This window comes from Paenibacillus sp. FSL H7-0703, from assembly GCF_038003485.1.
GTDB lineage: Bacteria > Bacillota > Bacilli > Paenibacillales > Paenibacillaceae > Paenibacillus > Paenibacillus polymyxa_B.
The window spans coordinates 136,772-158,436 of the sequence record NZ_JBBOPF010000003.1 but is presented as its reverse complement, the minus strand read 5'-3'; the positions used below and the strand labels follow the sequence as shown (position 1 = coordinate 158,436).

General features: G+C 45.6%; 24 protein-coding genes. 19 read left to right on the top strand and 5 right to left on the bottom strand.

Annotated features, from left to right (window positions below; all coding sequences use genetic code 11):
• From MHB46_RS26145 to MHB46_RS26125, 5 genes are all read left to right on the top strand, one after another.
• The coding region (locus MHB46_RS26145) for a sporulation initiation factor Spo0A C-terminal domain-containing protein (protein WP_341163944.1) at positions 1 to 284 on the top strand (284 nt) is incomplete at its 5' end.
• 355 nt (positions 285 to 639) lie between these two features.
• Positions 640 to 1,389, top strand: coding sequence for a class I SAM-dependent methyltransferase (locus tag MHB46_RS26140; RefSeq protein ID WP_341163943.1), 750 nt, complete (start codon positions 640 to 642; stop codon positions 1,387 to 1,389).
• A 289-nt stretch (positions 1,390 to 1,678) separates the two neighbouring features.
• The gene (locus MHB46_RS26135) at positions 1,679 to 3,379 is read left to right on the top strand and encodes a methyl-accepting chemotaxis protein (RefSeq protein ID WP_341163942.1); all 1,701 of its coding nucleotides are present in this window, start codon (positions 1,679 to 1,681) and stop codon (positions 3,377 to 3,379) included.
• A gap of 113 nt (positions 3,380 to 3,492) precedes the next feature.
• Positions 3,493 to 4,047: a hypothetical protein gene (locus MHB46_RS26130; protein ID WP_226887756.1), complete on the top strand. Its 555-nt coding sequence runs from the start codon at positions 3,493 to 3,495 to the stop codon at positions 4,045 to 4,047.
• A gap of 347 nt (positions 4,048 to 4,394) precedes the next feature.
• On the top strand, positions 4,395 to 4,799 hold the full coding sequence (locus tag MHB46_RS26125; protein ID WP_209947335.1) for a hypothetical protein: 405 nt from the start codon (positions 4,395 to 4,397) through the stop codon (positions 4,797 to 4,799).
• Positions 4,800 to 4,905: 106 nt separating this feature from the next.
• Here the strand turns inward: MHB46_RS26125 and MHB46_RS26120 are convergent, their stop codons facing one another.
• On the bottom strand, positions 4,906 to 5,682 hold the full coding sequence (locus tag MHB46_RS26120; protein WP_341163941.1) for a sporulation protein: 777 nt from the start codon (positions 5,680 to 5,682) through the stop codon (positions 4,906 to 4,908).
• Between the two features lie 171 nt (positions 5,683 to 5,853).
• On the bottom strand, positions 5,854 to 6,450 hold the full coding sequence (locus tag MHB46_RS26115; protein ID WP_341163940.1) for a thymidine kinase: 597 nt from the start codon (positions 6,448 to 6,450) through the stop codon (positions 5,854 to 5,856).
• Between the two features lie 208 nt (positions 6,451 to 6,658).
• Here MHB46_RS26115 and MHB46_RS26110 point away from each other — a divergent pair, with 208 nt between their 5' ends.
• The 6 genes from MHB46_RS26110 (at position 6,659) to lipB (ending at position 12,826) form a co-directional block, all read left to right on the top strand.
• Complete coding sequence (locus MHB46_RS26110) at positions 6,659 to 6,892, top strand: hypothetical protein (protein WP_013310799.1); 234 nt, start codon at positions 6,659 to 6,661, stop codon at positions 6,890 to 6,892.
• 126 nt (positions 6,893 to 7,018) lie between these two features.
• On the top strand, positions 7,019 to 8,440 hold the full coding sequence (gene lpdA / locus MHB46_RS26105; RefSeq protein ID WP_134904810.1) for a dihydrolipoyl dehydrogenase: 1,422 nt from the start codon (positions 7,019 to 7,021) through the stop codon (positions 8,438 to 8,440).
• Positions 8,441 to 8,581: 141 nt separating this feature from the next.
• A complete protein-coding gene (locus MHB46_RS26100) occupies positions 8,582 to 9,610 on the top strand; it encodes a thiamine pyrophosphate-dependent dehydrogenase E1 component subunit alpha (protein WP_341163939.1) in 1,029 nt (342 codons plus the stop codon).
• Between the two features lie 2 nt (positions 9,611 to 9,612).
• On the top strand, positions 9,613 to 10,599 hold the full coding sequence (locus MHB46_RS26095) for an alpha-ketoacid dehydrogenase subunit beta (RefSeq protein ID WP_341163938.1): 987 nt from the start codon (positions 9,613 to 9,615) through the stop codon (positions 10,597 to 10,599).
• An 88-nt stretch (positions 10,600 to 10,687) separates the two neighbouring features.
• Entirely contained in the window at positions 10,688 to 12,082 is a 1,395-nt protein-coding gene (locus tag MHB46_RS26090) for a dihydrolipoamide acetyltransferase family protein (RefSeq protein ID WP_341163937.1), read from the top strand.
• A gap of 45 nt (positions 12,083 to 12,127) precedes the next feature.
• Positions 12,128 to 12,826: a lipoyl(octanoyl) transferase LipB gene (gene lipB / locus MHB46_RS26085; protein ID WP_039270978.1), complete on the top strand. Its 699-nt coding sequence runs from the start codon at positions 12,128 to 12,130 to the stop codon at positions 12,824 to 12,826.
• Positions 12,827 to 12,944: 118 nt separating this feature from the next.
• Here the strand turns inward: lipB and prli42 are convergent, their stop codons facing one another.
• Positions 12,945 to 13,049: a stressosome-associated protein Prli42 gene (prli42, locus tag MHB46_RS26080; protein ID WP_023989226.1), complete on the bottom strand. Its 105-nt coding sequence runs from the start codon at positions 13,047 to 13,049 to the stop codon at positions 12,945 to 12,947.
• 85 nt (positions 13,050 to 13,134) lie between these two features.
• On the opposite strand from prli42, the gene MHB46_RS26075 reads away from it, so the two are divergent.
• Positions 13,135 to 14,268: a tripeptidase T gene (locus MHB46_RS26075; protein ID WP_341163936.1), complete on the top strand. Its 1,134-nt coding sequence runs from the start codon at positions 13,135 to 13,137 to the stop codon at positions 14,266 to 14,268.
• Positions 14,269 to 14,339: 71 nt separating this feature from the next.
• Here the strand turns inward: MHB46_RS26075 and mciZ are convergent, their stop codons facing one another.
• Entirely contained in the window at positions 14,340 to 14,483 is a 144-nt protein-coding gene (mciZ, locus tag MHB46_RS26070) for a Z-ring formation inhibitor MciZ (RefSeq protein ID WP_076159536.1), read from the bottom strand.
• Positions 14,484 to 14,608: 125 nt separating this feature from the next.
• Between mciZ and MHB46_RS26065 the strand changes: the two genes are divergently transcribed.
• The 7 genes from MHB46_RS26065 (at position 14,609) to MHB46_RS26035 (ending at position 20,202) form a co-directional block, all read left to right on the top strand.
• Positions 14,609 to 15,220, top strand: coding sequence for an NUDIX domain-containing protein (locus MHB46_RS26065; RefSeq protein WP_061829249.1), 612 nt, complete (start codon positions 14,609 to 14,611; stop codon positions 15,218 to 15,220).
• Positions 15,221 to 15,224: 4 nt separating this feature from the next.
• Positions 15,225 to 16,421, top strand: a complete 1,197-nt coding sequence (locus tag MHB46_RS26060) for an endonuclease Q family protein (RefSeq protein ID WP_341163935.1) — start codon at positions 15,225 to 15,227, stop codon at positions 16,419 to 16,421.
• Between the two features lie 188 nt (positions 16,422 to 16,609).
• Complete coding sequence (gene spoIIM, locus MHB46_RS26055) at positions 16,610 to 17,263, top strand: stage II sporulation protein M (protein WP_023989222.1); 654 nt, start codon at positions 16,610 to 16,612, stop codon at positions 17,261 to 17,263.
• Positions 17,264 to 17,362: 99 nt separating this feature from the next.
• On the top strand, positions 17,363 to 17,860 hold the full coding sequence (gene fur / locus MHB46_RS26050) for a ferric iron uptake transcriptional regulator (RefSeq protein ID WP_013310789.1): 498 nt from the start codon (positions 17,363 to 17,365) through the stop codon (positions 17,858 to 17,860).
• A 152-nt stretch (positions 17,861 to 18,012) separates the two neighbouring features.
• Complete coding sequence (locus MHB46_RS26045; protein ID WP_043882230.1) at positions 18,013 to 18,255, top strand: YqzK family protein; 243 nt, start codon at positions 18,013 to 18,015, stop codon at positions 18,253 to 18,255.
• 105 nt (positions 18,256 to 18,360) lie between these two features.
• A complete protein-coding gene (gene xerD, locus MHB46_RS26040; RefSeq protein WP_341163934.1) occupies positions 18,361 to 19,305 on the top strand; it encodes a site-specific tyrosine recombinase XerD in 945 nt (314 codons plus the stop codon).
• A 72-nt stretch (positions 19,306 to 19,377) separates the two neighbouring features.
• The gene (locus MHB46_RS26035) at positions 19,378 to 20,202 is read left to right on the top strand and encodes a purine-nucleoside phosphorylase (RefSeq protein WP_209947348.1); all 825 of its coding nucleotides are present in this window, start codon (positions 19,378 to 19,380) and stop codon (positions 20,200 to 20,202) included.
• 124 nt (positions 20,203 to 20,326) lie between these two features.
• Here the strand turns inward: MHB46_RS26035 and MHB46_RS26030 are convergent, their stop codons facing one another.
• On the bottom strand, positions 20,327 to 21,538 hold the full coding sequence (locus MHB46_RS26030; protein ID WP_341163933.1) for an O-antigen ligase family protein: 1,212 nt from the start codon (positions 21,536 to 21,538) through the stop codon (positions 20,327 to 20,329).
• Positions 21,539 to 21,665: the final 127 nt, after the last annotated feature.

The window sequence follows — 21,665 nt, the reverse complement described above, 5'->3', positions numbered from 1 at the left end:
AATATTTACGCGAAGCCATTACGATGGTGTACAATAATATCGAAATCTTGGGAGCCATCACCAAAACATTATATCCGGCAATCGCCGAAAAGTTCAAAACGACGGCATCTCGCGTAGAACGCGCAATTCGTCATGCTATCGAGGTAGCATGGACCCGTGGAAATATCGACAGCATTTCACACCTGTTCGGTTACACCATTAATATCAGTAAGTCCAAACCAACCAATAGTGAATTCATAGCGATGGTAGCAGATAAGCTGAGAATTGAGAACAAGGTGTCCTGAAAGGGTCAGAATGATTGAGAAAGCAAGGGATTTTTGTGGTTTTACGTTTATCAATGATAATTGCAGGGATGGCTACTAATTTCCAAAACTGCCGACCCGATCCGATAAACTTCTGAATAGTAAACAACTAATACCGCCTATTTATTGGTTCTTCCAAGAACCAGTAAAGGAGCGGTATTTTTTATGAACGATTTTGAATTTCAATTGGACAATTTAAAGTTTTCTTCAATTATCATCATTTTCATGCTATCAGTGGTCGTTCTATTAAGGTAGAAAGTTGTTAAAATACAAAATACTGAATGATATCGGTCTGCTATCCCGTAGTATTTATCCCTAATTGGAAGGTGGAAAGAAAATGAATTCAATAGAGTATAAAGAGTTTTATAATAAGAGTGGAAAAATCAACGGCTGGAATTTCAGCCATGTGAAATGTATCTCCAAAGGAGTAAAATGGGACTTCTACAATGAAGTGGCGAAGACATGCAAGAAGTCGGATATATTGCTTGATATCGGTACTGGCGGCGGGGAAGCAATTTTATCAATAGCAGATTCTGCATTACTTCTAGTTGGGATTGACCATTCCACCGGAATGATTGAAACAGCAACCAAGAATTCTGCTGAATCAGACATAGCAAATGTTCGTTTTCTCCAGATGGATGCTGAAAATCTAAATTTTCCTGAGAACTTCTTTAATGTAATCTCTTCTCGACATTCATGTTTTTATGCAAAAGAAATAGCAAAGGTGTTAGTAAAGGGTGGTATGTTCCTGACACAGCAAGTAAGCGAAAACGACAAATTAAATATTAAAGAAGCGTTTGGAAGGGGACAGGCATGGGGTGCTAAGAAAGATTCGTTAAAAGCTCAATATATTACCGAATTAAGTGATGCGGGCTTTAACGATATACAGTCATTTGAATTCAATGCAACCGAATATTATCAGACTCCTGCAGACTTAATATCTCTCTTGAAACGCACACCAATTATTCCCAACTTCGGAGAAGAAGAAATTGATTTTCAAATACTCCAACAATTTATTTTGGACAATCAAACCGAATTAGGAATAAGGACAAATTCAGAACGATTTATGGTGATTGCTAGGAAGTAAAACATAAAGGGATACCCGTTTTTGGGTATCCTTTTTTTAAAGTTTGATGGAATGAGTGAATAAAGATTTTCAGCATCGCCCTCGCTAAATGGCAGAACCATTGGGAATTATGAGACATAATACCCTTCACACTGTTTATAAAATAAACCTGAATCAGTTGCACTAACTTTCACAATGAAAAATTTTCCTTTAGTAAACAGTTCTGAAATTCTCTTTACATTTGATATAAACAATGTGTCGTTTCTTGTCGATATAGTATCTAATATAAAGAGAACTGAGGAGCGAATATATGAAATTTAACATCCGAACAAAATTGATATTGGGTTTTCTTGCGGTAATAATCCTGCTGATCGTAATTAGTACAGTATCTATCTCAAAAATGAAAAACCTAGGCGACACTTCGATGGAAATTGATAGCCATTGGATGCCTAGTGTGACCATCCTGGGAACACTAAATGGTGATGTATCTGATGTTGAACGGCTCTCATTAAATATTATTGTAGAACGTGACCCAGAGGAAATGGAGAAGGTTCAGGGTGAATATGATAAGGTTTTAAAAAAGGTTGAGGAAGGCCGAAAAACATACGAAAAATTAATTGCTACCCCTAAAGAACGCGAAATGTACGAAGAATTCTCCAAAAATTATACGGAGTATTTGGCTAAGTTGCCAGAAGTGATTGAAGCGGGGAAAGCTAATGATTACACTCAATCAAGCATCCTTCATCAGGAGTCCTATAAGTTGTGGTATAGTTCAAACGATATGATCAGTCAGCTCATTAAATTGAATGCAGATGGATCTAAACAGACTACGAAGGAAGCTGTTGACAACTTTATTTCAGGTAGACAATTGGTCATCGTTTTGAGTATAGCAGCCGTTATATTGGCATTGATCATGGCAATCATCATAGCTCAAATTATTTCTAAACCTATCTTGCGAATCAGTCGTGCCGCTGAAAGTATCGCATCGGGTGATCTTACAAGTGAAGCTATCATTGTGAAGGGCAAGGACGAGATCAGTACGTTGGCACATTCCTTCAATGTCATGGTTGAGAACCTTCGCCAACTGATTCAATCAGTGAGTAAAACGACTGAGTTGGTAACCACTTCCTCAGAAGAATTGACGGCCAGCGCAGAGCAAAATAGCCAAGCTTCTGCACAAATAACCGAAACGGTGCAAGAAGTAGCTACTGGAACAGGAGATCAGGTAGATATGGTGACGAAATCGTCCCAAGCTATTGAAGAAATGTCTATCGGTGTTGAGCAAATCGCCATCCGCGCGCAAAATGTATTCGCATCTGCGCAAGATGCGGCCCATAAATCGGCTGAAGGTAACCAGATGATTCAACAGGCAGTTACGCAGATGAATGCCGTAAATGATTCGATGAATGGATTGGCAGATCTCATGGCTGGATTGGGAGAGCGCTCAGACGAAATTGGCAAGATCATTGATGTTATCACCAATATTTCTAGTCAGACCAACCTTCTTGCCTTGAACGCTGCGATCGAAGCGGCCCGTGCAGGAGAACATGGTCGCGGATTTGCTGTAGTTGCAGGCGAAGTTCGCAAGTTGGCTGAACAATCGGCTCATTCTGCTCAACAAATTACGGAGCTTGTGGGATTGATTCAAAAGGATACTACCCATGCTATTGAAGCGGTAGCGTCCAACGGGAAGGATGTCATGACAGGTCGTGAAGTTGTACAAAATGCAGGCGCATCCTTTGAACTCATTCAGGAAACTGTAAATAAAGTGGCCAGTGAAATTGAAGAGATTTCTGCCGGATCAGAACAAATGTCTGCAAGTACTGATGAGATTGTTGGTTTTGTCAGACAAATTTCAGCGATTGCTGAAGAAGCCGCAGCAGGGACACAACACGTATCTGCCGCAACTCAGGAACAGCTGGCATCTATGGAGGAAATTGCTTCTTCTGCAAGAAATCTGTCCCAAATGGCGGAAGACCTGCAAGGGCAAATTGGTAAATTCAAAGTATAATTCGTATACTGCTTTTTATGTTTCAGAGGAACTAGCTGCTCTATTGTGAGCGGCTTTTTTCTTTTTTTATTAATATATTGTGATTAAAGGGTGGAGATATGAGGAATCTGTAATTGGAAAGATATGATATAATGGTGGGAACTTCTTTGGGTTGGAGTGACATGATGGACAATAAGACTGAACTTAAAGCAAATGACCTACGTCAGTTAGCGATAGAAAAAATCATAGCTACACCATTTTTGAATGATTTTAAATATCTGAAAAGCAGAAAAGTTTTGAAAAAAGAAACCAAGGAATTTATATTTGAAATTAGTTTTGGTGCGACGAAATATGGTGCATTAAAAGTTTATATTATCGTAGAATCCAAAAGAATAAAAAAGAAGTATAATACTGGCGCTTGTTTTCACAGTGAGTTGATTGCTCTCACCAAGAAATATACGGAAAACAGGGATTACCTTGTGTCCACAGAAGCTGAAAGAGAACGGGTGATCCAAGAGATTATTGAAGATATTTACACTTTCGCGTTGCCCTTTTTCAAGCGATTTGAACATGTAGAAACACTAGCAGAACAAGTACATAAGTCAGGCTTTTTACCGCACCGCAAACGCTTTGATAAGTTTAATCCGTTGACGAAAAGATTCATTGATTTTTATTATCAAGGGGAGTAATGTAGCCATCTGGGCCATTTTTATTCTCACCATTGGGCTATGATAAGGAGAACGATCTTCATAGAAGGGTATTATCGTTTTTCAAAAGGATGATGTACAATTTGTAAAACGGGTCAATGTACTCCTCAGGAAAAGATGATTTACCTAATATGCTCAGTTTCTTGCTTAGAGACGAGTCGGAGTTGCACGGGAGGGTACGATTTTTATATGGAGACAATCGGATGAACAGCACAGAGGCTGTATACACGGGTATATTTCAATGAATAAAGCTATAGGCTAAGTCATCGCATTGAACGGGCTAGTGGTATTAACCCAATTGATTCTAAAGCAAAGGCGGGGATGAGAGTATGTGGGATAGTCTGACTTGGATATTCTTCGGCGTGTTGTTGGTGGCGTTGGGTTGGATTATTAAAGTAAGGCGTAGTCGCAGCAGCAACAAACAAGTGAATGAACAGCGGGACAGTAATGTCGTTGAATTTCGTCCTCGTAAGTCCGCTCGACAATCCCGCACCGGTAATGAATCTAAGTCTAAAGTGTCTTCCGGTCCACGCACGAATGCAAAAGCAGCAGGTATTCAGGCCCAAACTGGGTTTGGACTGTCTGACTCTATCCAGGGCACAGGCAAGCAAAAATGCTCCTTTTGTAAAAAAGAAGACAAATTAACCTTCTATGCGGATGACAATGGATCGCTGTATGGGGTATGCAAAGAGTGTAAGCATAAGGCGGAAAGACAGGATATGTTGCCACTTTAGTCTATACAGACGATTGATGACCATCATTAAAGAATTCTTTTATTTAATAAAAACTCCCAACCGATGTAGTAAATTGGTTAGGAGTTTTTTGTTTGGCTTTACATCGTTATCTAATTTGCCTGTCAATCAGTTCCTCGAGCGCATCTGCTATGTGATCGGGTCCATAGGAGAGCTCTTCCCGGCTTAAACTCAACCAGGCATGACGCTCATCCATATCAAATGCAGTCTCAAGCCAACCAGATAACCCTCTTCCCCTGCGGTCTACTTCTACAAGCACATGCACACCCTCGGGTTCCAACTGCATAATCAGCTCTAGCTCCTCGATATCACGTGCATATTCTGATCCGGGCGTAAATTCAAATTCCTGTACGTACGGAACGCCGCGTCCCAGCTTAGGATGACGTTCGCAGGTGGAGGAGCGGAATCGGAAGCCCAGCAGGTTAACCGCCTCAAACACTGTATTCATATAGGGATGTGGCTCGATTTTGAGTGAATCACGATCGGTCGGGTCCAAAGCCATGCCAATATCTAATGCTGTTTCCAGCCAGACGGGCTGTTTGGCGTGAGTAACAGGAGTTTCCAACGGCAATCTGAAGGAAAAAGGAATTTCAAGCTCCTGTCCTTGTTCTAGATGAAAGCCGTCAGATACCTTAATCCGTGCAATGCAGCAGGTGCTGATAGTTTTTTTATCATCGTGCTCCACGATATATTCAGTCTTGAGCTCGATGTCAATTTTGCCGATTTCCTGATCAATTTTGCCGCCTTTGATGCGCATGATCCCACTAAGTTCTTCCCCAGGCACATATACGGCTTGATCTACCAGTGTATCGACTTTAGCTGAACCGATTCCTGCGCTTGCTAAGATTTTGTTGAAAAAACTCATTATTCCGTCCCCCCAGATAACCTCATGGTCATGATATACAAACGAAAACTAAAAACTTGTACAGCTTAACCGGATATACGGGGCAATGGTTCGATTCGTTCCAAAAAAATGCAAGAAAAAAGTCACTGGTACTCACGTAGGCATATTGCAGCTTGTCGAGCTATCTGTCCACTAATCGCAGTTCACTTTATGAGGAGGTATAAAGCACTTTCGACAACGAGGCTCATAAGCCTCAGAGTCGCCGATCATCACAATAGGTCCCACAGTGGAAGGTTTACCATTTACCATACGTTGCGTAAATACTGCTTCCGAGCTACCGCATACGGCGCAAAAGGAAGTCAGCTTCTCGATGTCATCCGCCATGGCGAGCAGACCACCGACATAGCCGAACTCCTTGCCTCGATAATCCAGATTCAGCCCATCGGCAATTACATGCTTGCCGCAATAAGCTAGCTCTTGTACAAGCGACATAATATGACGACTGAAAAACTGGACTTCGTCAAAGGCAACCACGTCGGCATCTTTTGTTTCTTGCAAAATACGCTGAACGAGCTCATCTGTAAGTTTTCTTGGGATAGAGATAGCGGGCAGCCGATATCCGATCCGGCTTACTATTTCGTCCTCGGCATAGCGGTTATCTTCAGCGGGTTTGTAAGCTACCACTTTACGATGCCCGTATTGGATTAGTTTTTGACAGCGGCGAATCAATTCGCCGGATTTTTCACTGAACATGGGGCCTGTAATAATCGTAATTCGTCCTGTAGGCAAAGCGAATTCCCCTCTCTGTAACATGTACATAACACTGTAAATCTTCTTCTCCGAAAGAAAACGCCATTATAGATTACCATAACCAGCCGTATACAGACTAGAGAAAATATATTGATTTTCGACATGTTTTTGTATGTCCATTCCTAAAACGTAAATGTGGTCGTCATTGCTCTGCCGCCGCGGGCATGATATGGTGAAGCGTAGTGGAATGAAGGGAAGAGTGAAAGGCATGGACGAAAAAAATACGGATTATAGTGCCAAAAAAGGAGCATTACTGGAGCAAGGGCTGATCAGTCCGCAAGCTCTAGAACTCATCACTGAGCTGGAGACAGAGCTGAACTTTCTGCGCAAGCAAAATGAATCATTTCGCAAGGCGCTGCGAGCCAAATCAGCACAAAGTCCAAGGATGTCTACCAAATTACGAGATGCGCTGTATGAATGATATGGAAAGATATCTGGATTAAAGGGTTAGCTTTTTTGTAGCCTATGCCTAAACGCTATATTTTGTACAGTGAAATAAAGAGAGTACAATAAGCTATATATAATCAATTGTTAATGGAGGAGAAACATGACTATACATTGTGATGTCGCTATTTTGGGTGGAGGAACCGGGGGGTATGTAGCAGCCATTCGTGCCGCCCAGCTAGGCAAAGAAGTGGTTATCATCGAAAAGGACAAGCTTGGCGGAACCTGTCTGCACCGTGGTTGCATTCCGAGTAAGGCCTTGCTACGCAGTGCGGAAGTATATGCCACGATTAAAGAAAGTGCACAATACGGTATCGAGACATCGGGAGCACAGCTTGTATTTCCCAAGGTTCAGGAACGTAAGGAAGCCGTTGTGGAACAGCTGCATCAGGGCGTTCAATTTTTGATGCGTAAAAATAAAATTACGGTACTGAGCGGTAAGGGGCGCGTGATTGGTCCGTCTATATTTTCTCCAAAAAGCGGGGCAGTTGCCGTGGAACTAGAAGATGGTGAGATGGAAACGATTGTTCCTGCACATCTCATTATTGCAACAGGATCACGCCCGCGTGTGCTGTCCGGACTAGAGCCAGATGGCGAATTTATTCTGAGCAGTGACGAAGCGTTAACTATGGAGGAGTTGCCAGCATCCCTGATTATCGTGGGCGGTGGTGTTATTGGCGTGGAGTGGGCTTCCATGCTAAATGATTTTGGCGTGGAGGTTACGGTGGTTGAAGCTGCGAATCGACTTATTCCCACTGAAGACGAAGACGTTTCGCGTGAAATGCAGCGCTTGTTAACCAAGCGTGGTGTCAAGGTGCTGACGGGTTCACAAGTGCTGGCTAAAACATACGGCAAAGATGAGGAAGGTGTGCAGATTGACGTGCAAAAAGGGGAAGAAACCGAAACCCTCAGCGCTTCCAAACTGCTCATTTCTGTAGGGCGTCAGGCAAATGTGGAAAATATAGGGCTGGAAAATACGGATATCCGCGTAGAGCGTGGCTTTATCTCAGTTAATGAACATTTGCAGACGAATGAACCACATATTTACGCCATTGGGGATTGCATCGGCGGCTTACAACTAGCGCATGCAGCGAGCCATGAAGGTTTGCAGGCGGTTCATCATCTGGCGGGCGAAGATTTTCACAGTGTACCTAACCATCTGATTCCGCGGTGTATTTATACACGTCCTGAAGCCGCAAGCGTCGGCTTAACGGAGCAAGAAGCCCGCGAGCGTGGACATCAGGTGAAGACAGGGAAGTTCCCTTTTCAAGCTATCGGAAAATCGCTAGTATACGGCAGTCGGGACGGCTTCGTCAAAGTAGTGGCCGACGAGAAGACCAATGATATTCTCGGTGTACATATGATCGGTACGCATGTGACGGACCTGATCAGCGAGGCGGCTCTTGCGCAACTGCTGGATGCTACGCCGTGGGAAGTCGGACAGCTTATTCATCCGCATCCGACGCTGTCGGAGATTTTGGGAGAAGCGATGCTGGCCGTTGATGGACAGGCGATTGGCATATAAACGTTTCAAATAAATCGGTGCTTTTCTTTTTGGGGAGAAAAGGATTATAATGGGGTTAGTCAGAGTTTAGTACCAGGTTTTAAGACAAGATGGTACTAGGTAATGGAAGTAGAATGTTTGACACTTAAGGGAGGTGCCTCAATGAGTTCTAAAGGCGCTGTAGACGCTGGCTTCAGACATGAACAGCTGGGACTTACTCACGGACAAGTTATTGATATGTACAGATATATGTTGCTCGCAAGAAGATTTGACGAGCGCAACATGCTCCTGCAACGGGCAGGGAAAATTAATTTCCACGTTTCCGGCATTGGACAGGAGGCGGCACAAGTAGGTGCGGCTTTCGGCCTTGACCGGGAAAAGGACTATTTTCTTCCCTATTATCGGGATTATGGATTCGTGCTAGCGGTAGGAATGACGCCGCGCGAACTGATGCTGTCGGCATTTGCCAAGGCAGATGATCCCAATAGCGGTGGTCGCCAGATGCCAGGACATTTTGGTAGTAAACGGTTGCGTATTGTGACTGGCTCCAGCCCAGTAACAACACAGGTTCCGCATGCAGTAGGTGTAGCTTTGGCTGCCAAAATGCAGAAAAAGGATTTTGTATCGTTTGTTACGTTTGGAGAAGGCTCCAGCAATCAGGGAGATTTTCACGAAGGCTGTAACTTTGCTGGTGTGCAAAAGCTGCCAGTCATTATTATGTGCGAAAACAATCAATATGCGATATCGGTTCCGATTCATAAACAGTTGGCAGGCAAGGTAAGCGACCGTGCTTTGGGATATGGATTTCCAGGTATTCGAGTCGATGGTAATGATGCATTGGCGGTATATGCGGCGGTGAAGGAAGCACGCGAACGTGCTGTCCGCGGTGAAGGTCCTACGCTGATCGAAGCCATGATGTACCGGCTGTCTCCTCACTCCACCTCGGATAATGATCTGGCTTACCGGACCAAGGAGGAAGTGGAACAGAACTGGGCCAAGGATGGCGTAGCCCGTATGAAAAGCTACTTGATCGAATGCGGCATTTGGGATGAGGCCAAGGATGCGGATCTGTCGGCTGAGCTGCTGCTCGAAGTCAAGGAAGCAATTGAATATGCAGATAAAGCGCCTTTTCCAAAGCCCGAAGATACGCTGCTGCATGTGTATGCAGATAGCGATGGGGAGGGCCGGTAACGATGGCGATTATGGAATATATTGATGCGATTCGTCTTGCCATGAAAGAAGAGATGGAGCAGGATGAAACGGTTTTTGTATTAGGTGAGGATGTCGGAGTGAAGGGCGGTGTCTTTACAACGACAAAGGGGCTTATGGACCAATTCGGTGAGCAACGTGTCATGGATACGCCATTGGCTGAGTCGGCTATTGCCGGGGTTGCGATTGGTGCGGCCATGTACGGAATGAAGCCAATTGCCGAAATGCAATATTCGGACTTCATGCTTCCGGCGACCAATCAGATTATTAGTGAGGCTGCTAAAATCCGCTACCGCTCTAACAACGATTGGAACTGTCCTGTGGTAATCCGCGCGCCAATCGGTGGTGGGATCTTTGGCGGTTTGTATCACTCTCAGTGTCCAGAATCTATCTTTTTTGGTACGCCGGGTTTGAAAATTGTTGCTCCATTTACCCCTTATGACGCAAAAGGATTGCTGAAAGCAGCCATTCGTGACCCTGATCCGGTGCTGTTTTTTGAAAATAAAAAATCCTACAAGCTGATCAAGGGTGAAGTGCCTGAGGATGATTATATCGTTCCGATTGGCAAGGCTAATCTATTACGTGAGGGTGACGATATTACGGTCATCGGTTATAGCCAGCCTTTGCATTTTGTCATGCAGGCTGCTGAGGAATTGGAGAAAGAAGAGGGCATTACCGCACATGTTGTGGATTTGCGCACACTTCAACCGCTGGACCGCGAAGCCATTGTAGAGGCTGCACGACTTACAGGTAAGGTATTAATCGTGCATGAGGACAACAAAACGGGCGGCATCGGTGCCGAGGTATCGGCTATTATTAATGAGGAGTGTCTGTTCGAGCTGGATGCGCCGATTGAGCGTCTATGTGCTCCTGATGTACCAGCCATGCCGATCAGTCCACCGATGGAGAAGTTTTATATGTTAAACAAGGATAAAGTTAAGGAAGCCATGCGCCGTCTTGCAATGTATTAATATAGGGCAGATTGGACGAAAGCATTCCAAAAGTATAGCGGGGGTAGCGGTAAAACGCGCCCTCCTATGATGTTAAGGAGTTGAAAAAATGTCAGACCAAACACAATGGAACGACGTGACCATGCCACAATTGGCAGAATCGCTCGTATCGGCGACAATTGCCAAATGGCTCAAACAACCTGGTGAAACGGTAGAGCAATTCGAGCCGATTTGCGAGGTTATTACAGATAAAGTGAATGCAGAAATCCCATCCACATTGGACGGCATTATGGGTGATTTGTTGGCAGAGGAAGGTCAGACAGTAGCGGTAGGCGAGTTAATTTGCCGTATCCAGACGAAGTCGGCTGCACCTGCGGCGGCATCAGGGGCGACACCTGTTGCACCAGCATCTCAAAGTACTGTACAAACACAATCTCAGCAGAGTGCTGGATCGGATCAGTCCATGAGAGGACGTTTTTCCCCAGCGGTACAAACCCTGGCTGCTGAGCATAATGTGGACTTAAGCCAAGTACCAGGCACGGGCATGGGGGGAAGAATTACCCGCAAAGACGTGCTGAATTATGTGCAGCAGGGCGGTTCTGCTCCCACTGGAGTATCTGGACAGCCGACTGCGACGACATCAGGACAAGGCTCTCCTTTTGCAGGAAGACAGCAGCAGTCTGCTACTCAGCACAGTGCACCGATTCAAAATATGGACCCTACTATTCCGGTTCGTAACAGTGGGATTCATTTGACGGAGGCTCCAAAAGCTCCTGTGATCGAAGTTGAGGGTGGCAACAATAACAGATCCGAGTATTTTATTGATGTTACACCCATTCGCAGTGCAATTGCTCGCAATATGCGACAAAGCGTTTCCGAAATTCCACATGCTTGGACGACGATTGAGGTGGATGTGACCAACCTGGTGATGCTCCGCAACAAGATCAAAAACGAATTTAAGCAACAAGAAGGAATTAATATTACGTATTTGGCTTTCCTCATGAAAGCAGTCGTGAATGCAATCAAGGAATATCCGATTATGAATTCGGTGTGGGCAGTGGACAAAATTATCGTCAAAAGAGACATCAATATTTCGCTAGCCGTGGGTACAGAGGACTCCGTTCTTACCCCTGTTATTAAAAAAGCGGATCAGAAAAATATTGCTGGATTAGCTCGTGAAATTGACGGTTTGGCACGTAAAACCCGGGAAGGCACGCTCAAGCTGGACGACATGCAAGGCGGAACGTTCACTGTAAACAACACAGGCTCCTTTGGTTCAATTTTATCTTATCCGGTGATTAACTATCCGCAGGCTGCAATTCTTACCTTTGAATCCATTGTCAAAAGACCCGTGGTTATTGATGATATGATTGCGGTCCGCTCGATGGCTAATTTGTGCTTGTCGCTGGATCATCGCATTTTGGACGGAGTGATTTGCGGACGATTCTTGCAACGGGTTAAAGAAAATCTAGAAGGCTACACTTTAGATACGAAGCTGTACTAATCATCCGAACGGTGGGGGAAATGTACGGAGAGGAAGTGACAGGCCGTGAACAGACGACCGCTTGATGTAACCTATACGAATAGGATGGAATATGCCCATGCATGGGATGTCCAGAAGGAGATTGTGGGAAAGCTGGATGCGGGAGAGGCAAGAGAAACGCTTATGCTTCTCCAGCATCCGCCGACCTATACGATTGGTTCTCAGCGGCATCCTGAACATTTGCTCCTCACACCAGAGCAACTGAAGGAGCAGGGAATCAGCGTCTTTCAGATTGACCGTGGGGGAGACATTACATATCATGGGCCGGGGCAGCTTGTCGGATATCCTCTCCTTATGCTCGGCAACCGGGAGGCGCTAAATCTGCACGGATACCTTCGAAGTCTGGAAGAAGTGATCATCCGGTTGTTGGCATCTTATGGAGTTGAGGGAAGCCGTAAGCCTGAATATACGGGGGTATGGATCGGGAATCTTAAAATTGCGGCCATTGGCGTCAAATTCAACAAGTGTAAGCACCGTCGGGGCTTCGTAACCAGCCATGGCTTTGCCTTTAACATCAAATCAGGGATACAGCATGAGGGCTTTGAGGGTATTGTCCCGTGCGGAATTCAGGAATACGGTGTGACATCATTGGAGGACTGTATACAGAAGCCTATATCGGTGGAGCAGATTGCGAAGGAAATTGTACCGTACTTTGAACAGCAATTTTCATTTGTTGCGCAATGGCAAACGCATTCTTTCCAATAAAGTAAGGCGGGCTTGTGTATCTACACGGAAGCCCGCCTGTTTGCTTTACGTAACAGCTCGTCCACTTCAAGGCTTCAATAGTGCCTTAGAGCAGCCGGATACCTTGAGTGGGATTTTATTATAGTGGCATAATAAACGGCTCAATTACCATGAACAGCGTAGAACCAATCATAGCTGCGAGCATAATGTAGACGAAAAAACGAACCCATTTTTTGTTCGACATGTGTAACTCCTTTAGGATAGGTTTAAGTCATAGATAAGAACATCTATCCGTATTGTAGCGTAATCGGGAAAGAGAGGAAAGTTTAATGACAGTAAAAGTAGTAAAAGACCGAATCGTACAGGAATTTATGGAACTTGTACAGGTGGATAGCGAAACGAAAAATGAGCAGGAAATATCACGTGTTCTAAAAGAAAAGTTTAATGCACTCGGGCTGGAAGTAATGGAAGACGATTCTCGTGAAAGAACCGGACATGGTTCAGGCAATCTGATCGTCACCTGGAAAGCGGAAGGTGTGGAGCAAGCACCCAAATTGTTTTTTACCTGCCACATGGATACCGTTACTCCGGGTAAAGGCATTAAGCCGCAGTTGGGTGAGGATGGCTGGATTCGTAGTGACGGTTCAACGATTCTGGGGTCTGACGACAAGGCGGGAATTGCTGCTTTGTTTGAGGCGATTCGTGTCGTGCGCGAACAGAATATTCCCCATGGTCAAATCCAGTTCGTGATTACGGCTGGCGAGGAATCTGGTTTGATGGGTGCACGGGCGATGAAGCCGGAAGTGCTAGATTCTGATTTCGGATATGCTTTGGATTCAAATGGTGAGGTCGGCTCTATTTGTATAGCTGCCCCAACGCAGGCACGTATTGAAATGAAGATAACTGGGAAGTCCGCTCATGCGGGGGTAAATCCCGAAGATGGCATTAGTGCCATTCAGGTCGCTTCTAAAGCAATTTCTAAAATGAAACTAGGACGGATTGATAAGGAAACGACCGCTAACATTGGCAGTTTCGAGGGCGGCGGCGCGACAAATGTGGTATGCGATTTTGTATTGATCCGTGCAGAGGCACGTAGTATTGTGCAAGAAAAGGTTAATCATCAAATCCAGCATATGCGTGAAGCGTTGGAAACCACCACACGTGAATTTGGTGCACAGGGAGAGTTCCGCAGTGAAGTCATCTATCCGGCATTCAGCTTTACGGAGCATGATGAAGTTGTACAGGTTGCTCAGCGTGCGATTCAAAGACTGGGACTGGCAACACCAACCTTCCATTCCGGTGGTGGCTCAGATGCTAATGTATTCAACGGGCTTGGAATTCCAACGGTGAATTTGGCTGTGGGCTACCAGAACATCCATACAACAGAGGAAAAGATTAAGGTTGATGACCTGGTGAAGGTTGCTGAAGTAGTCGTAGCTCTGATTCAAGAAACCACAAAATAAATTTGTATTATACACTTGCAACATACTGAAAAAAGGTTCAGGTTAAAGACAGGAACAGCGTTCCTTCGTCTTTAGACCTGAACCTTTTTTGGAACAGCTAGCGAAGCGATGGTGGCTGTAGGTCCATGTTCCTTTTGCCATTGACGCAAGAGTGCTTGAATCTGCCAGGCTTTACCAACGATATGGAGGGTGCTTTCAGTACGGTAGCTTTTCATTTCTGCATCTCCTCAGGACAGGAAGTTTGTTATTCTACCACCAGCATATGTACAAAGTGGACAAGTTAGACTAACTTTGGTGATAATTAACAAAGAAAGATAGATATGAAGGAGGAAACTTACCGATGAACGAGCAAACGAACGGACAATTGAACAATCCAACAAACGATGCACATCGCAAGCCTTATTCCAATCCTGCGCTGGAGGAAAAGACCGTGTCCACACAGCCTATCTTTGAGGGAAAGGTCATTACATTACAGGTAGACACGGTAGAGCTTCCCGACGGCTCCACTGGCAAGCGTGAGATCGTAAAGCATCCAGGTGCGGTGGCTGTTTTGGCACTACATGAAGGGAAAATGCTGGTCGTGGACCAGTACAGACAGGCGATGGGGCGCTGTGAGGTAGAAATTCCTGCAGGTAAGCTAGAGCGGGGTGAAGACCCGATGGAAGCAGCGGGGCGTGAGCTGAGAGAAGAGACAGGTTATACTGCTAAGTCGTTGAAGCTGCTGCACTCCTTTTACACCTCTCCTGGCTTTGCGGATGAAATCATTCATCTGTATGTGGCCGAAGAACTGGAGTTAGGTGAGATGGAACCGGATGAGGATGAATTTCTGGAGCTGTTTGAGGTGACGCTGGAAGAAGCACAGACGCTGATTCGTGAAGGACGGATTAGTGATGCTAAAACGATTCTGGCCGTCTATGCATGGCAACTCCGCCAACTTACAGGGAGCTTCTGAGCGTATGGATGAAAATATAGTAGAACTTAGCGACTACTTTGCAGACTTGCATATTCATATTGGCAGGACAGAGAAGGGAAATCCGGTCAAAATTAGTGGCAGCCGCGATCTGACCTTTGCCAACATAGCTAAGGAAGCCTCCGGTCGCAAAGGAATTGGGCTGATCGGTATCATTGACTGCCATGCACCTAATGTACAGGAGGATATTCGTACCTATTTACATACGGGTGAAATGAAGGAAATCAGCGGCGGAGGTATCGCATACCGGGATACGGTCATTCTCCTTGGCACGGAGCTGGAAATACGTGCTGAAGGTCGTCCTGAGGCGCACGTACTGGCCTATTTTCCAGATCTGGCGGCGATGGAGGATTTTACCCAATGGCTGGCCCGGCATATGAAAAATGTTAATCTCAGCTCACAACGAATCTATGCACCGCCACGTGAGTTGCAGCAGCAAATTTACGGACGTGGAGGCATTATGGTGCCTGCACACGTCTTTACTCCTCATAAGGGCATATACGGCAGTTCAGCGGCTCGTATGGAGGAACTGCTGGATATGGAGCTCATCAGTGGGGTGGAGCTGGGGCTGAGCGCAGATTCATCTATGGCCGGTTTGATTTCGGAACTGGATCGCTTCAGCTTTCTCACGAATTCAGATGCCCATTCACTTGGGAAAATCGGACGAGAATACAATAAATTATCACTGGCAAAGCCGTGTTTTGATGAATTCAGAATGGCTTTGGAGCGGCGGGAAGGACGACGGGTGCGTGCCAATTACGGATTAAATCCGAAACTGGGCAAATACCATCGTTCTTACTGTCAAAGCTGCGGTACGATTATTGACGAGCAACAGATGGCGGATGAACGTTGTCCTGACTGTGGTCATACCAAGCTTGTGCGAGGTGTGTTGGATCGAATATGGAGCATTGCCGACCGCGAGCAACCCATGATTCCGTCCCATCGTCCGCCGTACATTTACCAGATTCCACTGGAGTTTATTCCAGGTCTGGGCAAAGCCAAGCTGAACCAGCTATTGGCTGCATTTGGAACAGAAATGAATATTTTACATGAGGTTACACAGGAGCAGTTAGCAGCAGTCGTCGGAAAAGTGCTAGCAGAGCAAATTGTGCTTTCACGCGAGGGACGACTGTCGCTTGTGTCCGGTGGTGGTGGAACATACGGAAAAATAGCTAAGTCCTAGTAAAGTCTTGTCCCACTAAAGGCATATCAGCGTCTGCTTGTTCATAACCATAAATTATCTATGCCGCTGGCCTGGCACATCATTCGTGATGTTTGATCTGCAGCGAAAGCTGCCCCATTTCTAGCCATCAGCCGTCGGATTACGGTTGTTTTTTGGACAAACAAGCAGATGAAAGGGGCAGGACGCCGATGCAATGGTTTCGTCATACGTTAAAGGATCAGACGCCGTATTATGTTTTCTTGGCTGTGCTGTTTCTGGTGGGAGTCGTCTTTGGCGCACTTATGGTAAACGCACTCTCGCTGGAGCAGTTACAGGATTTGTCCCGTTACCTGAAGGATTTTTTTGTAACGGTCAATCAAAACGAACAGGGCTTCGCTGATTCGCAGGCGGCCTCGACCTTTTGGGATAGCGTATCTTTACATCTGAAATGGGTCGGCCTAATTTGGGTGTGTGGCCTTTCGGTTATTGGTCTACCGGGCATTCTTGTATTAAATTTCCTCAAGGGTGTGCTAATCGGATTTTCAGTAGGTTATATGGTGGGGCAATATTCGTGGAAAGGACTGCTATTTTCTTTGGTTTCAGTTGCTCCCCATAACCTGCTCGTGATTCCGGTACTGCTCGTCTGCAGCGTGGCTGCGATGACTTTTTCCATCCATATGATCAAAACCAAAATACTCGCTACCCGGCCGTCAGACGGAATGCTGCGTCCGTTGCTGTCTTACGCAGGATTGACTGCTGTGATGATGGTGCTTCTTATTGGTAGCGCGTCCTTTGAAACTTGGATCACCCCGGTTATGATGCAATGGGTCACTCCTATGCTGACAGCTTCCGTGTCATCTTGATCCGTTTCAAAATGTTTGACTTTATTTGTATAGACCCCCTATAATAATAGGAGTGAAAAAAGTGCAGTAGGCAGTAGCTTTGCAGGGGGAGGGAGACACATGGAAGCACGGATCGAAAAAATTAAGCAGCAACTGCAATCCCAGGGCTACAAACTAACGCCTCAGCGGGAAGCCACCGTCAGAGTTTTACTTGAGAACGAAGATGATCATCTGAGTGCGGAAGATGTATTTATGCTCGTCAAAGAGAAAGCTCCCGAAATCGGTCTGGCAACCGTATACCGTACCCTAGAACTGCTAAGTGAACTGCATGTCGTGGAGAAAATTAATTTTGGTGATGGCGTTGCGCGTTATGATTTGCGCGGCGATACAACCAAACATCACCATCACCATTTGATATGTGTGCAGTGTGGCAGTGTAGATGAAATACTGGAAGATTGGCTTGGACCATTGGAGGAGCGCCTGGAACGGGAATATAATTTTACCGTAGTGGATCATCGTTTGGACTTCCACGGTATTTGTTATCGTTGTAAGGCGAAGAACGATACGACCGCTCAGAAATCTTTGGGCAAATCCAGAAAAAACAAATCTCAGGACTAAAAGCTGACTACCCAAGCTCTCACCGACGAAGATGCGTTCGGGAGAGCTTTTTTGGTTCGGGATTAAGCGGTATAAAAAGGAATAGCTTGTCATACCCTTCCATAGAGAGTCCTAATTAGGGCCATATTCTGGGGAAAAGGCGGCTGATTCACATGGTACTATCGTTGCGGAGAGGACTAAAATGGCTGCGTTTGGTAATCTTGTTCGGGGTGTTGGCATGTATGTTCTTTTTTAGCCTCAGGCTGTTTACAGATTGGATAACACCTGTAGATCATTACCGAATACCGGAAGGACATGCAGTTAAGGTATTTGGCGGACAAAAAGTAAATGAAGGGTCCGAGCATCGAATAGCAGTGTTGGAACGTTTACGTTTCTTTTACTGGTATGGTGAATAGTCTAAGTAATCGGTCTTGATGAGCTTATGAAATGAAGGCAGTACACGAAGAAGCAGACGCTGAGACTGAACCGCTGTATGCAGAACAAGGAGACTTTTGGAACTCATGAAAATGTACATTCAACCTTTCGCTCAATATATGGAAGAGGAAAAGGGTTTGTCGCGCAGCACTTTGGAAGCGTATCAACGAGACGTACAGCAGTTTGTCGAGTTCGCAGAAAGCTGTGGTATTGAGCAGCCGGATAATGTCCAACGGTCACATCTGGTACTGTATTTGGGCCATTTGAAGGAACAGGGAAAAGCTGCGGCGACGATATCACGTAGCGTCGCCTCCATTCGCTCCTTTTTTCATTTTCTTATTCGGGAGGGAATTACGATCCATGATCCGTCCGTTCTGCTGGAGTTGCCTAAAGCGACTAAAAAGAAGCCCTCGGTGCTAACGCAGGATGAGATAGAGCGTTTGCTGGCCGCGCCAGATGTGACTGCCCCGCAAGGGGTGCGAGACAAGGCGATGCTGGAGTTGTTATATGCGACGGGCATTCGCGTATCGGAGCTGATTGCCCTTAACGTGCGTGATGTGCGCACCGATCTGCGCTTTGTGCACTGTGGCGGCGAGGCAGGCAAGGAGCGTGTTGTACCGATCAGCCGTGAGGCATCACAGTGGGCACAAGCCTACATGGACGAGCAGCGTCTATTATTGCTGAGATCCGGGCAAGGTGAAGAAGCTCAGGTAGAGCAGGAAGCCATGTTCCTGAACGTATCTGGACAGCGTCTCAGTAGACAGGGCTTCTGGAAAATGATTAAGAAGTACGGCCAGGAAGCAGGCATAAGCGAGGATATCACGCCCCACACGCTGCGGCATTCCTTTGCGGTACATATGCTGGAGGGCGGAGCGGACTTACGCTCTGTACAGGAAATGCTGGGTCATGCTGATCTGTCAACGACGCAGGTATATGCGCAGACGGCAAGACGGAATATGAAGGAAGTATATGAAAAGCATCACCCGCACGGCGGCAACCGCACTTCTCATGAAAGCGAAGATCGAACGTAACGATACTTTACTTTCATAGAAAATGTGTTTATGACTATAACTTTACGATTGTACAAGTCAGGAGAGATACTAATGTCAACAGCCAACCAAGCTACAATTCAGGAAGCAGCAGAATATATCCGTGCCAAAAGCGGAATACGTCCAGAGATTGGTCTTATTCTGGGATCGGGTCTCGGTATTCTGGCCGATTTAATTCAGGATGGAATTAGTATTCCTTATCAGGATATTCCCCATTTTCCTGTATCGACGGTAGAAGGTCATGAGGGAGAATTACTGTTAGGCACGATTGAAGGTCGCGCTGTCGTCATGATGAAAGGGCGCTTCCATATGTATGAGGGCTATGGCCCGCAACTGACGGCTTTCCCAGTTCGGGTGATGAAGCAATTGGGGATTCAAAGTCTGCTGGTGACGAATGCAGCAGGTGGTGTAAATACTTCCTACGAAGCAGGCGATCTGATGGTCATCTCGGATCATCTTAATCTGACAGGACAAAATCCGCTGATCGGACCGAACGATGCCGGTCTGGGCGTTCGTTTTCCAGACATGTCGGAGGCGTACAGCCGCCGCTTGCGTGAAATTGCCAAGCAAACGGCTAACCAACAGGGCTTCAGCCTGCAAGAAGGTGTATATGCTGGATTGCTGGGCCCTAACTATGAAACGCCTGCTGAAATCGTTATGCTGCGTACACTGGGCGCAGATGCGGTGGGTATGTCGACCGTATCTGAGGTTATTGTAGCCCGTCATGCAGGTATTGAGGTACTGGGCTTCTCCTGTATCACGAATATGGCCGCAGGCATTCTGGATCAGCCTTTGTCCCATGGTGAAGTGATGGAGACGGCAGAGAAGGTACGTGAGCAATTTTTAAAACTTGTGCTAGCGATTATTCCACAAATGTAGATTGGAGATCATGTTCAACCGAAGCGGTGGACATATACCCCAAGAACCCCGTATCCGAACGCCTTTTGTTGGCGTGGGTACGGGGTTCTTTTTCACATACAGCGGTTGAGCTGAGTATGATCTCCTAATGAAGAGGCTGTCTGCTCAATGCAGTTGAATTCGCTTTTTCTGCTACAGCCAGTTTATGTCGTTCTTGCACCTTGATCACAATAACCATAAAAATAATCCAGTAAATAGATAGCGAGTTCAGGAAACGGCTGTCCGTTATATTGTTCAATACGATAAAAAGGAAAAAAACCGCTGCCGTCAGCCATGTATACATATCTGCTTTACCAATTCTGAATTTAAATAAAGTGGTGATGGCAAGTGTAATGGTTGCCAGTAGTCCTGTAAGGCCCACATCGATCCACAGATCTCGGAAACCGCTATGGCTGCTTGTCAGATCAAATCGAATTCCATTCGCATAGATACTGGGCCGGGCTGCCCAGTAGGAGCCGTAACCATGTCCGAACCAGTAATGGCTCTGAATAGCACCACCAATCCCCTGCCAGATTTCCGTTCTTCCAGTTAAGGTCGTTGTTTTTCCAAATTCCGACGCAATCGCATCTCCATAAGTAAAGATGAATACCAAACCCAAAAGAACGAACAAGCAGGAACAGCTAATGAAGAAACCGCGTAATGCAATGCTTCGGATTCTCTTGAATAGCAATATAAACAATATAAATACGAAGAGCGAAGATGTCAGCACCAAAGAGGTGGTAGATTGGCACTCGATGAGCAATAAGGCATTGAGTAAGATGAAGCCAATATGCAAAACTTTATGTTTACCCCTGAAAAAGTAAATAACATGTGAAACAAAACTTAACAGAGAGAGAGTTCCAAGTGTATTTTTATGACCAGAGATGCCCTTCCATAGCCCAGTATGTTCTACGCCACCATGAATAGCAAAGGAGGGAACGAGCAAAACGGCGAGTAGATTGAGTATGCTCAAAATACTTAACGTAACGACTAAGAGGCGAATGCAGCCCTGTGTTGTATAATGGGTGACCAAATAGAGTCCAAAGGTAGAGAAGGCAAGAAATTTGAGAACCATCAGCAAGGAAGAGGTCTGCTCTTGTTCAGCCCATAAACAGGAGGCAGCGATGTACAGCATGAGTAAAGTCAGCAACGGATTTTCGACTAAGGTTGCGATCAATGACTTGAGTGAAGGTAGTAACATGGTATAGCTGAACAACAGAATAAGCAGGGAAATCGTGATAACTCTGGGGGACAAACCCTGACAAGCATAAGGAATCGAAAAAGCCAGTAAACCAGCTACGGTAAGTACATGTTTCACGATTTCACCACCTAGATACATTATGTATCTATAATATACAAAACGTATCTTCTTGTACAATAATAATAAAATATTTATTTTCATTTTTCTCAAGCCTAGAGCAAGCCTTATTGTGCATATACTCAGT

Bases quoted from the DNA above. Each gene is read 5' to 3' on its own strand.
- MHB46_RS26135 (WP_341163942.1), top strand. From the start codon at position 1,679: ATGAAATTTAACATCCGAACAAAATTGATATTGGGTTTTCTTGCGGTA.
- MHB46_RS26075 (WP_341163936.1), top strand. From the start codon at position 13,135: ATGACAGTAAAAGTAGTAAAAGACCGAATCGTACAGGAATTTATGGAA.
- MHB46_RS26120 (WP_341163941.1), bottom strand. From the start codon at position 5,682: ATGAGTTTTTTCAACAAAATCTTAGCAAGCGCAGGAATCGGTTCAGCT.
- MHB46_RS26090 (WP_341163937.1), top strand. From the start codon at position 10,688: ATGTCAGACCAAACACAATGGAACGACGTGACCATGCCACAATTGGCA.
- MHB46_RS26060 (WP_341163935.1), top strand. From the start codon at position 15,225: ATGGATGAAAATATAGTAGAACTTAGCGACTACTTTGCAGACTTGCAT.
- prli42 (WP_023989226.1), bottom strand. From the start codon at position 13,049: ATGTCGAACAAAAAATGGGTTCGTTTTTTCGTCTACATTATGCTCGCA.
- xerD (WP_341163934.1), top strand. From the start codon at position 18,361: ATGAAAATGTACATTCAACCTTTCGCTCAATATATGGAAGAGGAAAAG.
- fur (WP_013310789.1), top strand. From the start codon at position 17,363: ATGGAAGCACGGATCGAAAAAATTAAGCAGCAACTGCAATCCCAGGGC.
- MHB46_RS26035 (WP_209947348.1), top strand. From the start codon at position 19,378: ATGTCAACAGCCAACCAAGCTACAATTCAGGAAGCAGCAGAATATATC.
- lpdA (WP_134904810.1), top strand. From the start codon at position 7,019: ATGACTATACATTGTGATGTCGCTATTTTGGGTGGAGGAACCGGGGGG.
- spoIIM (WP_023989222.1), top strand. From the start codon at position 16,610: ATGCAATGGTTTCGTCATACGTTAAAGGATCAGACGCCGTATTATGTT.
- MHB46_RS26125 (WP_209947335.1), top strand. From the start codon at position 4,395: ATGTGGGATAGTCTGACTTGGATATTCTTCGGCGTGTTGTTGGTGGCG.
- MHB46_RS26065 (WP_061829249.1), top strand. From the start codon at position 14,609: ATGAACGAGCAAACGAACGGACAATTGAACAATCCAACAAACGATGCA.
- MHB46_RS26045 (WP_043882230.1), top strand. From the start codon at position 18,013: ATGGTACTATCGTTGCGGAGAGGACTAAAATGGCTGCGTTTGGTAATC.
- MHB46_RS26140 (WP_341163943.1), top strand. From the start codon at position 640: ATGAATTCAATAGAGTATAAAGAGTTTTATAATAAGAGTGGAAAAATC.
- MHB46_RS26095 (WP_341163938.1), top strand. From the start codon at position 9,613: ATGGCGATTATGGAATATATTGATGCGATTCGTCTTGCCATGAAAGAA.
- mciZ (WP_076159536.1), bottom strand. From the start codon at position 14,483: ATGAAAAGCTACCGTACTGAAAGCACCCTCCATATCGTTGGTAAAGCC.
- MHB46_RS26110 (WP_013310799.1), top strand. From the start codon at position 6,659: ATGAAGGGAAGAGTGAAAGGCATGGACGAAAAAAATACGGATTATAGT.
- MHB46_RS26100 (WP_341163939.1), top strand. From the start codon at position 8,582: ATGAGTTCTAAAGGCGCTGTAGACGCTGGCTTCAGACATGAACAGCTG.